Genomic DNA, 14,185 nt, shown 5'->3' on the forward strand with positions numbered 1-14,185 from the left:
AGGTCCCTTTCCTTAGAGAGGGGCCTTTTCTTTTTTAATACAACATCAAACAGCCGAAAGGTTCAATGCTGACCGTAAGCTTATTATTATTTTTTAAGATTGCTCCAGACAATAAATCAGTTAATTCGTTCTTATCAGCTCGAAATGGGCTAAGCTCTAGTTGGATAGGATTTGGAGAATTATTGATAATCAGCCCTATCTTCTCGTGCTCCACACCTCGTATGTAACCAAGCACATTACGAACTTCATCAGTAAACCAAGGACGAAAGGTGCCTTTGCGCAGAACCTCATGGCTTTTTCTCAGAGAAATCAACTGTTGATACCACTTATGCATCACTGCATTCTGTGCTTGTTCTTGCCATACCATAGCTTTTCTACAGTGGGGGTCCGTCGCCCCTTCCATCCCAACCTCATCCCCGTAATAGATCATTGGAATGCCGATATAGGTCATCTGGAAAAAAACAGCCAGCATCATACGTTCAGCAGCGGTACTCACGCGGTCCCAACCACGCCCAGCTTCTTTACATGCCGTAAGAAACCGCAGGGTATCATGGCTGCCAAGCAACTGAAACATAGCCGAATTCGCCTGGTCATTATACAACGCCTCCTGATGGAGCAATTGCTCCATAAAGCGAACCGGCCCCGTCGATTGTTCCGCAAAAAATTCTAACACTGCATCACGAAGCACATAATTCATTCCTCCATCGAACTGATCCCCTCTAAGCCATGGCCCAGAAGCATGCATAATCTCACCGATCAGCAGGATTTCAGGATATTCAGATTTGAGCTCTTGCCGAAACCGGGACCAAAAACGCGGATTAACTTCATTCGCCACATCCAGACGCCAGCCGTCAATCGCTGTCTCGCGCACCCAATACTTCGCAACCTCAATCATGTAATCCGCCGTATCCGGATTGTCCATGTTCAGCTTTGGCATATGCGCTTCAGCTTTGGCAAACGTTTCATAATTGGGTACAGGGGTCTGCGTAACCGGAAAGGAATGAATGAAGAACCAATCTTTATACGGAGATTCCTCTCCTTTTGCCAACACATCTTTAAACGCGAAAAAGCGGTCTCCCGAATGATTAAACACAGCATCTAAAATCACTTTGATTCCATGCCTGTGCGCCTGGCTGACCAGCGCCTTCAATCCATCCGTATCCCCAAATACTGGATCAACCTTATAGTAATCGGAGGTATTATATTTATGCTCTGAAGGAGACTCAAATACAGGCGTCATATAAACAACGTTTACTCCTAACTGTTGCAGGTAGGGCATTTTGTCAGAGATGCCTTGTAAGGTCCCTTCGTTATAACTGCTGGGATAGATTTGATAGGTTACTGCATCCATGCTCCATGAAGGTAACTTCAACGCCTCAGAATGATGGAGATATGCATATTGAAAAGAACCCGCACGTTCCCGGTTCTCCGACGCCCCTCTCTCTCCATACCAGACATATTCACCCACAGGATTAGCTACATGGAACAGATATCTGCATTTTTTAGTGGGGGTCTCAATGACCGCTTCATGTATCTCATAAACACCTGCCGACCCAATCCGCTCCATCTGCAAAGGAACTTCATGCCCCGGGGAATCATAACGGTCTGAGTAGATGACGGTACAGGATAATTGCTGTCCAGCTTGCGTGAACAGTCTGAGCTTCAAGATGCCCGTACCCACAGGATAGGCAAACGGATCTTCACTTGTATGATATAAAAACCATGTATGAGGCATAACTTCTAAACTCCTTTTTATGCTTTTATCGTTAAATCTATGAGACTCTTTGTGATTAGAGAGACTGCTAAATTTGTGTTATTATGGTTACAAATACCGTTCCGGATTATGAGGGGAAGCCAATGAAAGTAACCATTTCTGATATTGCCAAAGCAGCCAATGTGGCTAAATCTACCGTATCCAAAGTATTAAACGATTCCCCAAAAATATCACAGGAAACGAAACACAAGGTTCGCGAAATTATGAAGCAGATGAACTATACACCAAGCAGTATCGCGACTGGATTAGCCAGACAAAGCAGCTGTAATATTGGTCTCCTGGTCGATATGTCCAAGGAAAGTGAATTTCTAAACCAGTTTTTCTACAACATTATCGGTGGAATAGAAAGTGTAATTGCGCCTTTAAAATACGAGCTGACTATTTCCAATGTGCAGCATAGTAGTCCGGAAGGACATTTTCTAAATAGACTTGTATTCAGCAAACGTGTCGACGGAATCATAGCGAATAACTCCGTACTTACGGAAGAGCTTTGCGAAGAACTGAACCGCTTAGAGTTTCCCTACATCTCCATCGGCGAAATTATGACTCCCGGAAGCTGGGTCGATTTCGATAATGAAGCAGGCGGCAGCATGCTGACCTCACATTTAATAAAGCAGGGGTATTCCAAAATAGCCTTCATAGGCGGGCAGCAGCAGGAAAAGATTTATACTCATCGCCTGAGTGGATATTTGCAAGCATTGCAGCAAGCAGATCTTGCAGATCAGCAGCAATGGATTATCAATTGTAAGGCTGATGAACATGAGAGCTATCATGCTGCACTTGAGCTTCTACAGAGCGAAGATCGACCAGACTCCGTAGTATGCATGAACAGCTATGTTGCCTTCGGGGTGCTTCAAGCTGCAAAATCACTGGATATTCATGTTCCATCACAGCTCGGCATCGCCGCTTTTGATGAATATCCTCTGTCCCGTTATACTACGCCTCCTCTAACCTCGCTGAATATCGACACGTTCCAGCTAGGGGTATCTTCAGGCGAGCTGCTGATGCAACGCATTCGTAATAACAACATCCCCTCTAGGCATTTGCTTCTCGAGCCAGAACTCATTCCTCGTGAGTCAACTATGAGATCCCAGTTCCCGGCGGGAACTTAGTGAAGAGGTGGGCAGCTTGGTTGCGCTGCATTCCATTCGGCTTGATTGTCTGGAGTAACTGCTTTAGCTTGATCGAATTTGAGTAGCTAAAATGGCTACATCGGATTTAATTGCATTTTGTGCAATAGAAATCCTTATAAGATGGGGAACATTCGATTTAATTGCACTTTGTGCAGTCAAAACTCGTGAAATCGGCAAAAAACAGTCTTTTTCCTGAATTCTACTGCACAAAATACAGTTAAACCTTTCTTCCAGCTTCAAACAGAAAGTCTAATTGTACTTTCTGCAATTAAAAAGCTTCATACTGCTTACCAAGGAGCGGCCCCATACGGGAGCCGCTCCTTGGTGTGTTTAAGCAATAGATATTATGAAGCTTATAGATCCTTCCAGCGCTGAACCGTCAGATTTACGGTTTGTGCACCGCCTGATGGCGTAAGGGTTCGATTGGAAAGATCCGATCCATTCGAATTCACCTCCACATTAGTCCAAGCGCCTCGTGTAACTTTGTATTGAATTGCTGTTCCCGCCGGTAGACTTAGTGTGATGGAGTAAATACCATCACTGCCCTTCGTCAGTTGGTAGTTCGGATCTGCCGCATTCCAGCTATTGAAGGAACCAGAGAGATAAACGGGACCACTCACAGGAGTAGACGCAGGAACAGTTACTCGGAATGTAACACTATCTGCTTGTGGTTCTCCTGCGGTGATGTTGCCATTCACCATACTCCAGGTGCCCGCAGCAAAATGATAGTTATTGCCTCCATTGTTATCCCATGTGCCACTGCCATTATTAAAGGCTGCGGTCAGCCCAGCTGCCGTGTCCAACTGAATCGTAACCGCCTTATATCCTGTAAAAGCGGAAGCTTGAAGCTGCTCGCCTGGAGACGTCGTCCAGACCGTTGAACCATCGAGCTTATAATGGATATACGAGTTGCTATAAGCCGCATTCTTATAATAGATCGTTGCCGTGCTGCCGACAGGCGTTGCCGTTGGTGTTGGCGTTACGGTCGGTGTCGGCGTTACCGTCGGTGTTGGTGTTGGCGTTACCGTTGGCGTCGGTGTTACTGTCGGTGTTGGCGTTACCGTCGGTGTTGGTGTTGGCGTTACCGTCGGTGTTGGTGTTGGCGTTACGGTTGGTGTTGGGGTCGGCGTTACCGTTGGTGTCGGCGTCACTGGTCCACCCGATTGAATATTGCCAGTTGGTGTATAAGTCCAAGTGCCGGCACTAAATAAATAGTTGCTGCCCCCGTTACTGTCCCAAGTGCCGCTGCCATTGTTAAAGCAAGCTTCAAGCTGGCTGGCTGAGCCAATATTAATCGTTATTTTATTGTAGCCTGCTACATCAGAGACAGGTATCGCCACACCCGGTGATGTCGTCCAAGTTCCTCCTGCAGGACGATAATGAATATAAGGCGAGGTATAGCCCTGCTTATAGTAAATAGTGACACTGTTCCCCGCTGGTGTTGTCACTGAAGCAATCGCGCTAAGGAGGGATAGATTGCCTGCTGCATCCATTGCTTTTACCGTATAGTCATACGTAGTACTGGCAGATAATCCGTTATCCGTATATGAAGTAGTTGCGGATGTACCCACTTTGACACCGTTGCGATAAATTTCATATCCGGTCACACCTACATTATCGGTGGAAGCGGTCCAGCTTACTAAAGCACTGGAGGCATTTTGAACGGTTGCGGTCACGTTAGTTGGTACAGTTGGAGCAACTGTATCTGTAGGAAGCTGTTGTTTTGCATAGATTTTGGCTGCATTCGCACCCACGGTTACAGTGATTTGCTTGCCAGTTGCTCCACCCGATTGTACGGTTACCGTATCCGAAGTGTTCAACTGGTTATAAAGAACCGTCCCTACTGCCAAGCTGCTCTCTGCACGCAGTGGAATGGTAACGGTCTGCGAGCCGCTGGATTTATTACTGAATACGGAGATAACTTCCTGCCCCAGATTAGTTCCAGTGTCGATACGACGTGAAAAAGCATATAAGTTCTGTGCAGACCACATTTCACGTTGCGTGCCTGTACGGAGTGCCGGATTATTTTTCCGAATCTCATTAAGTTTGGCTACGTGCTTGTAGGTGCTGGCATTCTCATTAAAATAATTCTCTATTACATTGCCGTTTGCATCCCGTTTCACCATGGACCAGCGGTTCCAGGTATCGGCGATGCCTCCCGTCATAATCTGCCCATTACCATTGCCTTTGTTCTGTTCCGTACCTTGGAAGACAACGGGTGTTCCACGCACTGTAAAAATAAAACTCAAAGCGTTCTGCAGCTTATCTACGCTTCCTCCAGCTTCTGTGAGAAAACGATTGCGGTCATGATTGTCGATAAAGGTAACCATGTGATTGGCATTTCCGTTGTAGTAGGAATCCTGTGCCAAGGTGCTTTTAATATTCGAATCAAAAGACTGCCCATATGCGAAGCTATTTAGAACGGAGAAGAACATTGGGAAATCAAGCATGCCCCACTCCTTGTTGTTGCCGACCCAGCGCGAGACAAATTCAGCATTGCCGTCAAAATTCTCGCCGAAGGTATTAACCCCCAGATAATTTTGCAATTCACCAATATCAGTCGGCTTCATCAGCTTGGCCGCGTCTACACGTGCACCATCTGCTCCTGTATAGTCAAACCAGCCTTTAATCGAATCAAATACGGCTTTTTTAGCAGCAGGGACATCGAAGTCTATGTCATCCAGTCCGCCTAGATCATGATTTTCTAAGTAATCCTGTGCCCATTGATCGTATCTTCCGTCTGCCAAAGACCAGTTGATATCTCCATTATGGTGATACCAAGCCGGGTTATTGAAAGGAGCTGCTGGCTGCAGACTAGGAATATCATAGTAGGCTTGGGTACCCAGCATATAATCCCCGATATGGTTTGGCACAACGTCGATAACCACCTTGATGCCAACCGCATGTGCGGAATCCACTAACTCCTTCAGCTTCTCCTTTGTACCAAAGTAGGGATTGGCTGCGTTAGGGTCCTTAACGTTGTACCCGTGATACGCCGTGTTTTTACCACTGCCGTTGTTCTCCCGATTCGTCATTTGCGGCTCCGCCACTGGGGAAATCCAGATCGCGGTGTAGCCCATATTTTTAATATAAGACAGCTTGTCGATCACCCCTTGCCAATCTCCGCCTTTCATATAACGGAAATCTTCTTCAGAGTTCTCGCCATAGCGAATTGCCGCTCCCGTAGCATTGTTGGAAGAGTCCCCGTCATTAAACCGGTCAACCATAATCTGATAAATGGTATCATTCTCGTTAATCGTACCGATGCTGGCCGCATCTGCCTGTGGCGCTAAGACGAATAAATTAATCACAGTAGAAAGAAGAATAGATGTAATCAAAACGGGCACGTACCATAACTTACGTTTCATCGCGTGCATCTCCCTCTCTTATTAAAGCGTATTCATAACACACTAAAACCTACCTCTTGGATTAACAACGACCTTTCCAGCGATGTTTTTGGCATAGAAACAAACGAATTTTAGGGAAACCGGTTTCCCTACTAAAAATTACCATGATACTGAATGCGTTGTCAAGCCTTAAAATTGTAAGGCAACAACAAAAAAAGAGCTCCTATTTAGGAAGCTCCTGGGGTTGATTATTTACGGTTTGAGTTCAGCGTCCCGCCGTCTGAATAAACTGCAGGACTTCATTCATAATTCGGTCCTTCTCGGCACAATGGCACACCATATGGCCACTGTTGTCGACCATCAGCACCTGTTTTTGGGTCGCCTTGATCATATGATGCCGTAGGTAATCAGCGCTTCTAGTCTTCACTAGATGATCTCTTTTCCCTTGCACGATCAGAGTTGGAGTCTCAATATGCGGATAGACAGAAAAGCTTTCACGAACCAATCGCTGGAACTCACGAGTTGCTTTTGGAGGCGTTGAACTGAATTTACTAATATAAGTTTTTAGCATGGAAAAGCTCGCAAGGGTCTTAATAATTTCTACAGGATTCAGCGGAAACACAGGGGTAGACAACAAAGTGAGAGATTTAATCCAAGGTTTATAGCGCACTGAAAGATGTGATGCAATAAGAGCACCGGTTGAAAAACCGATCAGATGAACGCCGTCATTTGTCTTTAACAGCTCTGTTAATTCATCCTCAGCACTTTGCTGCCAATCATGTCGATCCGAATGCAGTAAATCATTCCTGCTGCCCCCGTGCCCCTTCAGGGTAAATGTTCTGGAGCGATAATTATGCTGCTCCATAAACTGGGACAAGGGAGAGATTTCATGCTCACCTCCGGTAAAGCCATGAATAAATAAACAACTTTCCATAATTGTCCCTCTTTTCACATTCCAAACTGAATTCCAACTTTATTGTATAATGCCAATCCCCTTTATTTTCTATTCATTCCAACCTTCTATGTAAAACCTTAACCAAATGATGTCAAGGTCTACCACCGTTATAGGTTCAAAAAAATATAAACTCTATTGTTCCCACCAAAGAAGACCGAGTGCTGAGGTAATCGTTAAACCTACCGCCGAGCTAGATGAAGTTACGTTAGCACAAATAGCAGTCCCCGGCGGAACGATGATGCTGCCCGTAAAGTTCTGTGAGAAAGCGCCTGGGGCTAATTGATAATTGTAAAGCGTCGTCCCCCCGCTAATTGCCGCTGTTGAAGACTGAACAGTCATCGCACTTGTAGCCGCGCTTCCGAGATTATTATTGGTTGGTGTCAAGGTTGCAGGAGAGGTTAACGTCCCTCCTTTTACAATTGTAAAGCTTCCAGACATAGCCGATAGCAGAGAAGATCCGCCGATACTACCGCTAATACGAGATATATATACGGTTTTCCCGCTACCAGCAGCATTACTAATCCGAATAGAAGTAATTGCTGAAATAAGACTAAGTACGACCAAACTAGACGCGGATGTGTTGGTAGAATACAAAACTGCAGCCTGTGAAGCACTTATTTCAGGTGGCGCACTGATATCCGGAGATTGGAAGGTGTTGACCATATCCACATAAAGAGGTTGATCATTGTCGTTAAACACATATTGATTAGGCATAGTTATCCCCTCCCATTCTAATATTCCCACCAGCTAATAGAAGCTGTCGCCGCTGAAGTTCCCGATGCAATCGTGATGGACGTGGTTATGGAATTTCCAGGAGGAACAACGATTTGTCCAGTAAAATCAACAATGACAGGGCCCGCTGCCAGTAATAAAGATACTAGAGTGGCAGGACTGCCTGTAGGAGCAGTAGTAGAGGTTCTGGCCGTCATCACACTGGTTAACGCACTTCCAAAATTAAAATTTATCGGTGTAACGGTGGTCCCGGTGACCGTAGCATTCCGAAGTAGAGATAAAGTAACCGCAGCTGTTGCCGAGCTGGCTGCAACACGGGATACATACAATGTACGTCCGCTGCCTGCCGGATTACTAATCTGAACAACTAACGGTGCAGCAGTCGTTACCGTAGAAGTAAAAGGGATTCCAAACAATAGCCCCGCCTTAGCCGCTCCTCCCTCCGGAGCTGAATCTATACCAGGTGCAACATACGTGTTGACTTGTTCTGTAAAGAGTGGCTGGCTACTCTGATTAAATACTGAATCGTTTGGCATGCGCTATCCTCCCCGTACTTGAGCTTATCTTATTTTATGCCGCTCTAAGTAGCAGGTTGTTTGGGAATGTGCGTATTTTTGCTTTTACCGCCCAATCACCTCTTATTTTTCACCATATATTATTATCACCATTCGAATGGCTAAGGATTGTCCCTAACGGTTCGCGGCTTATTGGACTGCGGTTTATTGATGCTCAGGGCTCAAACGACGGTTAGGGTCCTTTTATGGATAGGGTTCCAGAAAACCCGTAGGAGGTGAATGAAATCCATAACGGTCTGGAACTAAAAAAGCGCAGCAAAATAAAACACTCAAAAAAACAGGGGAATCGCTCTAGAAATCCGCAACCATTTCCACCTCCAAATGGTCGAAGAAACCGCCGTAAGGTCACGATCAGTCCTTTATTTTCCGAGCATCAATTTATCGGATTCCCCGTGTCCAGCTCCATTTCACCTCTGCCTTGGCAAAAAAGCGGAACTAAAACGATGATCTCTTACGCAGTTATGAACCAAGGAGACCACCCTGTTAGCGTCCGCTTAGAGATTAGTCCGAACAGTCTTGATTCTTTTATAGATTCAGAAGAGATCGTGGCTGCAAAAGAAATGAAGGTGCTAGTGCCAAGCAGATTTTTAAAGTGGACTCGGATATCCGCCTCCACACAACAGTCAACGGGTTTAGGCAAAATTGATGTATACGTCCAAGCCCAGTCTATAGGTATGAATTAACAATTTTATAAGAGAGGGACGAGGAACTTTGCCTAACTACAGCTCTTTTCAAGCTAATCCCGATAATCTACGAACACTTATTTTTGGCCGGGATGCCTCGCTGATTGATCATCCGCTCACTACAGATCCAGGCGGAAATCTAACGACAATTATCCTAGATGGTACGATTTCCAATATACTCGGAGCTACCATCACTGCGGGTACTTTGTCCTCCGCAGGTACGGTTACCAACATTCTTAACGGGACCATTACTAGCGTACTTGGAGCTACCATCACTGCGGGTACTTTGTCCTCCGCAGGTACGGTTACCAACATTCTTAACGGGACCATTACTAGCGTACTTGGAGCCACGATCACTGCGGGTACTTTGTCCTCCGCAGGTACGGTTACCAACATTCTTAACGGGACCATTACTAGCGTACTTGGAGCTACCATCACAGCTGGTACCTTGTCTTCCGCAGGTACCATTTCTAACATTCTCGAAGGTACCATTACTAACGTGCTCGGGGCTACCATCACTGCGGGTACTTTGTCCTCAGCAGGTACGGTTACCAACATTCTTAACGGGACTATTACTAGCGTACTTGGAGCTACCATCACAGCTGGTACTTTGTCTTCCGCAGGTACCATTTCTAACATTCTCGAAGGCACGATTACTAGCGTGCTCGGAGCTACGATTACGGCTGGTACCATTACTAGTGTACTAGGCGCAACTATTACCGCGGGTACTTTGTCCTCAGCAGGAACGGTCACCAATATCCTTAACGGGACCATTACCAGCGTGCTTGGAGCCACAATCACCGCTGGTACTTTGTCCTCCGCAGGTACAGTAACCAATCTCTTAAACGGGACCATTACCAGCGTGCTCGGAGCCACGATCACAGCCGGTACTCTGTCCTCCGCAGGTACAGTAACCAATCTCTTAAACGGGACCATTACCAGCGTGCTTGGAGCCACAATCACTGCGGGTACTCTGTCCTCAGCAGGTACGGTCACCAATCTCTTAAACGGGACCATTACCAGCGTGCTCGGAGCCACCATTACCGCTGGTACGCTCAGTAGTGTGACCTCTATTTCACAACGCAGCTTTATCGAACAGACGACGACGGGTATTGCAACTGCTAATGCCTATACTCCACTGCCAGCAGTAACTACGAGCGTATTGGGGACCTATTCCTTTTTCATCAATAATACTGGAGCTAACCCAGTCAACACACGAGTAGAAATCAGTGCTGACGGAACAAACTATTTCGTCGATACCACAGGAGATAATCCTTTAGCAGCAGGTTCTATCGATGTCATAGTTCCGGCCAGATTCCTGAAATATACACGCTTATCCTATCAATCAACGAATGCAGGAGCCGCCTCAACAATCAATGTAAGTTTCAACGCACAGGGAACGTAATGCAGATGCCCATCATATGTTGTAACGAAAGAGTGCATGGATATCCATGTGCTTTTTCTTTTGATAGCAAAAGCTGATTTCTACTTCTACATATGTAACAAGGAGGAAACAACGTGAACAATATTACGCTTGGCGTCCACCTCATCGTTAACAATGAAGCTGATCTTCTGCCCCACTGTCTCACAAGCGTAGCAGGTGTTGACGAGATTGTGGTCATAGATACAGGCTCTACTGACGAATCCATAGCTATTTCCCAAGCGCACGGGGCTAGAGTATTCCAACGGGAATGGACAGAAAACTTTGCAGCAGCACGTAACGAAGGTCTCGATCAGGCGGATACCGATTGGATTCTAGTCCTTGATGCCGATGAACGCCTGCAAACTCCACTTCCGGAACTCCGCAGCCTCCTGCAAAACACGCAAGCTCAGGCTTTTACAGTACACATTGATAATTGGCTTGGCGTTCGGCCTGAAGATAAGGTAAAGCACAGTGCGGTTCGTTTATTCCGAAATGGACTGGGTTACCGATATAGCGGAAGAATTCATGAAGGAATTGACGCTGCAATCCTTAAATCACATAACATCTCGGCGATTGAGCATAGTGATATTGAGATTGAACATTTCGGATATTTGCCGGAAATCATGGCCCGAAAAAATAAAATCAAACGCAATGAGCAGCTCCTGCGACTCGCTTTAGCCGAACAACCGGAAGATCCTTTTCACTCCTATAATTTAGCAGTCACCTGCTGTCAGGACGGCCGTCTTCAGGAAGCAGAGACATTACTTCGCCAGACCCTTCACCATGTGCCACTTGAAGCTTCCTACCGTCCTACGATGATTAGAGATCTCTGTAAAATTTATCTGACTCAAGGAAAAACCAATATCATAGATCCCTTGCTGTTGCCTGAATTGGAGCGTTATGAGGATTACCCTGACCTGCATTTTTTATTAGGCCAATCTTTGGAGAGTCAAGGTTTGTTAGAACGTGCTTTTCAAGCTTATCAGCGTGCAGCATCCATTTCTGGAGATCAGGTTAGTCAAAAATATGTATCTGAGCAAGGGATGAACACCTTCCGCCCACTTTATCGCCTAGGCTTAATCTCAGAGCGGCTTGAGCATCAGGAGGACGCTGCGAGATTCTACCACCGTGCGCTTCAACACCACTCTTTATATAGGCCTGCCTTGCAGGGAATAGCTTCCGCTTTTCAACGCTTAGCTGTACCCGATGAGGAGATTGCCAGCTTGCTGATACAACTCGTCCCCCCAACTAATGCTGCCCATCGAGCTGCGATCATTGACAGCTTATTTGAGATAAATGCTAATGAGACCATCACTAACTTATCCCGAGACACTTTTCCCTTGGAATTAGAGACGGCAAATTGGATGATCTCTTCACTTCTCATCACCGGCAAGCTGGAGGACGCCTATACAGCCATAAGACAAACGACCTCCTTAGCTTCGCAAGATAACCATGATTTAGAATATCTGAAAAAGTGGGCGACCCTCTGGGCTATTTGCTCTTGGTCGCTTTTTGGAGAATTCCACAATGACCTGCTAACCTATGTACCAGACGAACTTCGTTTCGGACTGAAATACATTCAGAAGTGCCACCAGCAACAAAAGGTAGATCCCGTTGAAGCAGAGGTAGATTCATTAACATTACATTCCTCATTCATTTCAGATTTGATCGAACAATCAGTAAAACTACACCAGCCCGCGTTAAGCGACGCTTTGGTAAAGCTGTTCCCTACCTTTCGGTCTGAATTAGCCGCAGCATTATATAAAGAAGGGAATAGGAATGAGGCAGGCGAGCATTTTATAAGGTTAGTTAGCGATCAAGCGGCTGATGCGAAGGTTCTTTTTTATATAGGTGAGATGGTCTTTGACAAGGGGCATTACACGGAAGCCAGTGAATGGTTTCAACAAGCGCTGGAGCAAATGCCTGAGCATGAGGCTGCCCGAGTAGGTTTAGCACTCTGTTACCTTCAGCAAGCGAAGCATAGCATGGAGGAGGCACTGAACAGCTTGGATGCGGCTAACGTCCATGGTCCACTGCAAACGGATATTGGTGCCATCCATAAATCCATCTTTTTACTAAATCGTACACCGTGGCACACACAATGGAGCTTCCGCCAGCGCGAGGGGAGGACAGCCAAATGAACATGCCAAGCCAACAACCTCTGATTTCTCTATGCATGATCGTTAAGAACGAAGCAGATAGCTTAAGCCAATGTTTAAAAAGCGTACGTGGTGTCGCCGATGAGATCATTGTAGTCGATACTGGCTCTACTGACTCGACGCTACAAATTGCTCTAAGCTTTGGAGCTAAAGTTGTTCACCATCCTTGGAATGGCGATTTTGCCGCTGCCCGCAACGCGGGTCTTCAGCAAGCCCACGGACAATGGATTCTCATTCTGGATGGAGACGAGGAACTGGATGCGAAAAGTAAGGGGGAGCTGTTGCTGTGTGCGGAGCATTTGGAGTATGAAGCTTTTTTTCTGCGCATTCATAATCATAAAGGTTTAACCGCAGCTTCACAGACCATTACTGTTAATCCGATTATCCGGCTATTCCGTAACCGCCCGCAGTACCGTTTCAGCGGCATCATCCACGAACAGATTGCAGAAACGATCGTAAAAGCTACACCCAAAGCAGCTATGCATTTAAGCACCGTAGTCATCCATCATTATGGTTATGCAGACGGCGTAGTAGCAAAAAAAGATAAGATCAAACGAAATGTAGAGCTGCTCAAGGAACAGCTAAAGTTAAATCCCAATGACCCCTTCCACCATTTCAATATGGCTGTTGAATATATGCGGCTTAGTGAATATCAACCGGCTCTAGAACATATTAAAAGATCACTTAACGAAGCTCCGCCCGACACAAGTTACGTTCATCTGCTGCACAAATATCAAATCCGCTGCCTGGCAGAATTAAAAGATTTCAACGCGGCGCTGGAAGCTTGCGACTTAGGGATAACCTTACATCCGGATTATCCTGACTTGGCTCATCTCAAAGGTGTGCTGTTGTTTCAAATGGGGGCCCTAGCTGAGGCCAAAACAGCGTTGCTGCAAGCCTTAGTCATTGGAGAAGCTCCTTCCGGTTACCATACCGAGGCTGGATTCGGATCTTATTTGACATTTTATTTGCTGGGACAGTTATGCGAAGAAATAGGCGATGAGACCGAAGCCTGTGCCTGTTATACCAAAGCTGCTCAGCTTCATCCCGAGCCAACGCCCATCATAACCCGACTGATCCGAGCCTTAAAATGTGCTGAGCGCGAAAATGAAATTTCGGGCTGGCTTCACGCTCATCTACCCGAATACACAGCTGCTAAAAGCGGACTTCTCTTAGATTTATTGCGGATTGAGGGATGTGATGAGGCAGCAAAACAGCTGATGAAGACTACAGGGCAGCCTTCATCTAATGACTCGTTATTCAACCCAGCCTATCACCCAGGGTGTTCGGAGCTTTTGTTGGCGGATCGTCTGCTTGCCTCCCTTTCTTCTTCACCCCCCTATTCTCCAGCGGCTAAAAGAGTGCGGCTCGCACTTCCACTGCCCAGAGTTTCAGATTAGGAAG

10 protein-coding genes are annotated in these 14,185 nt (G+C 46.1%); 5 read left to right on the plus strand and 5 right to left on the minus strand.

The features are described 5' to 3' along the window. Window positions 1-34 precede the first annotated feature (34 nt). Entirely contained in the window at window positions 35-1,735 is a 1,701-nt protein-coding gene (locus MKZ09_RS28370; RefSeq protein WP_076134170.1) for a glycoside hydrolase family 13 protein, read from the minus strand. 122 nt (window positions 1,736-1,857) lie between these two features. Between MKZ09_RS28370 and MKZ09_RS28375 the strand changes: the two genes are divergently transcribed. Continuing rightward, entirely contained in the window at window positions 1,858-2,886 is a 1,029-nt protein-coding gene (locus MKZ09_RS28375; protein ID WP_076128009.1) for a LacI family DNA-binding transcriptional regulator, read from the plus strand. A 374-nt stretch (window positions 2,887-3,260) separates the two neighbouring features. Here MKZ09_RS28375 and MKZ09_RS28380 read toward each other — a convergent pair whose 3' ends face one another. The 4 genes from MKZ09_RS28380 to MKZ09_RS28395 all read right to left on the minus strand — a co-directional run bounded on the left by MKZ09_RS28380 (window position 3,261) and on the right by MKZ09_RS28395 (window position 8,477). Then, window positions 3,261-6,275, minus strand: a complete 3,015-nt coding sequence (locus MKZ09_RS28380; protein ID WP_076206402.1) for a carbohydrate binding domain-containing protein — start codon at window positions 6,273-6,275, stop codon at window positions 3,261-3,263. A 244-nt stretch (window positions 6,276-6,519) separates the two neighbouring features. Continuing rightward, on the minus strand, window positions 6,520-7,188 hold the full coding sequence (locus MKZ09_RS28385; protein ID WP_076134166.1) for an alpha/beta hydrolase: 669 nt from the start codon (window positions 7,186-7,188) through the stop codon (window positions 6,520-6,522). 153 nt (window positions 7,189-7,341) lie between these two features. Then, entirely contained in the window at window positions 7,342-7,923 is a 582-nt protein-coding gene (locus MKZ09_RS28390) for a hypothetical protein (protein ID WP_076134165.1), read from the minus strand. Window positions 7,924-7,940: 17 nt separating this feature from the next. Next, window positions 7,941-8,477, minus strand: a complete 537-nt coding sequence (locus MKZ09_RS28395) for a hypothetical protein (RefSeq protein WP_076134163.1) — start codon at window positions 8,475-8,477, stop codon at window positions 7,941-7,943. A gap of 254 nt (window positions 8,478-8,731) precedes the next feature. Between MKZ09_RS28395 and MKZ09_RS28400 the strand changes: the two genes are divergently transcribed. The 4 genes from MKZ09_RS28400 to MKZ09_RS28415 all read left to right on the plus strand — a co-directional run bounded on the left by MKZ09_RS28400 (window position 8,732) and on the right by MKZ09_RS28415 (window position 14,181). Continuing rightward, a complete protein-coding gene (locus MKZ09_RS28400) occupies window positions 8,732-9,199 on the plus strand; it encodes a DUF6385 domain-containing protein (RefSeq protein WP_111505501.1) in 468 nt (155 codons plus the stop codon). Window positions 9,200-9,227: 28 nt separating this feature from the next. After that, the gene (locus MKZ09_RS28405; protein ID WP_341041583.1) at window positions 9,228-10,604 is read left to right on the plus strand and encodes a DUF6385 domain-containing protein; all 1,377 of its coding nucleotides are present in this window, start codon (window positions 9,228-9,230) and stop codon (window positions 10,602-10,604) included. A gap of 113 nt (window positions 10,605-10,717) precedes the next feature. Continuing rightward, a complete protein-coding gene (locus MKZ09_RS28410; RefSeq protein ID WP_076206404.1) occupies window positions 10,718-12,763 on the plus strand; it encodes a glycosyltransferase in 2,046 nt (681 codons plus the stop codon). Then, entirely contained in the window at window positions 12,760-14,181 is a 1,422-nt protein-coding gene (locus MKZ09_RS28415) for a tetratricopeptide repeat-containing glycosyltransferase family 2 protein (protein WP_076206407.1), read from the plus strand. Before MKZ09_RS28410 ends, MKZ09_RS28415 begins: the two co-directional genes overlap by 4 nt. Window positions 14,182-14,185: the final 4 nt, after the last annotated feature.

Origin of the sequence: Paenibacillus sp. FSL R5-0908 (genome assembly GCF_038006245.1) — a bacterium.
Taxonomy (GTDB): Bacteria; Bacillota; Bacilli; order Paenibacillales; family Paenibacillaceae; genus Paenibacillus_AQ; species Paenibacillus_AQ odorifer.

Excerpts from the sequence above, each read along its gene's own strand:
- MKZ09_RS28380 (WP_076206402.1), bottom strand. The coding sequence starts at position 6,275 with ATGAAACGTAAGTTATGGTACGTGCCCGTTTTGATTACATCTATTCTT.
- MKZ09_RS28370 (WP_076134170.1), bottom strand. The coding sequence starts at position 1,735 with ATGCCTCATACATGGTTTTTATATCATACAAGTGAAGATCCGTTTGCC.
- MKZ09_RS28390 (WP_076134165.1), bottom strand. The coding sequence starts at position 7,923 with ATGCCTAATCAATATGTGTTTAACGACAATGATCAACCTCTTTATGTG.
- MKZ09_RS28395 (WP_076134163.1), bottom strand. The coding sequence starts at position 8,477 with ATGCCAAACGATTCAGTATTTAATCAGAGTAGCCAGCCACTCTTTACA.
- MKZ09_RS28415 (WP_076206407.1), top strand. The coding sequence starts at position 12,760 with ATGAACATGCCAAGCCAACAACCTCTGATTTCTCTATGCATGATCGTT.
- MKZ09_RS28385 (WP_076134166.1), bottom strand. The coding sequence starts at position 7,188 with ATGGAAAGTTGTTTATTTATTCATGGCTTTACCGGAGGTGAGCATGAA.
- MKZ09_RS28375 (WP_076128009.1), top strand. The coding sequence starts at position 1,858 with ATGAAAGTAACCATTTCTGATATTGCCAAAGCAGCCAATGTGGCTAAA.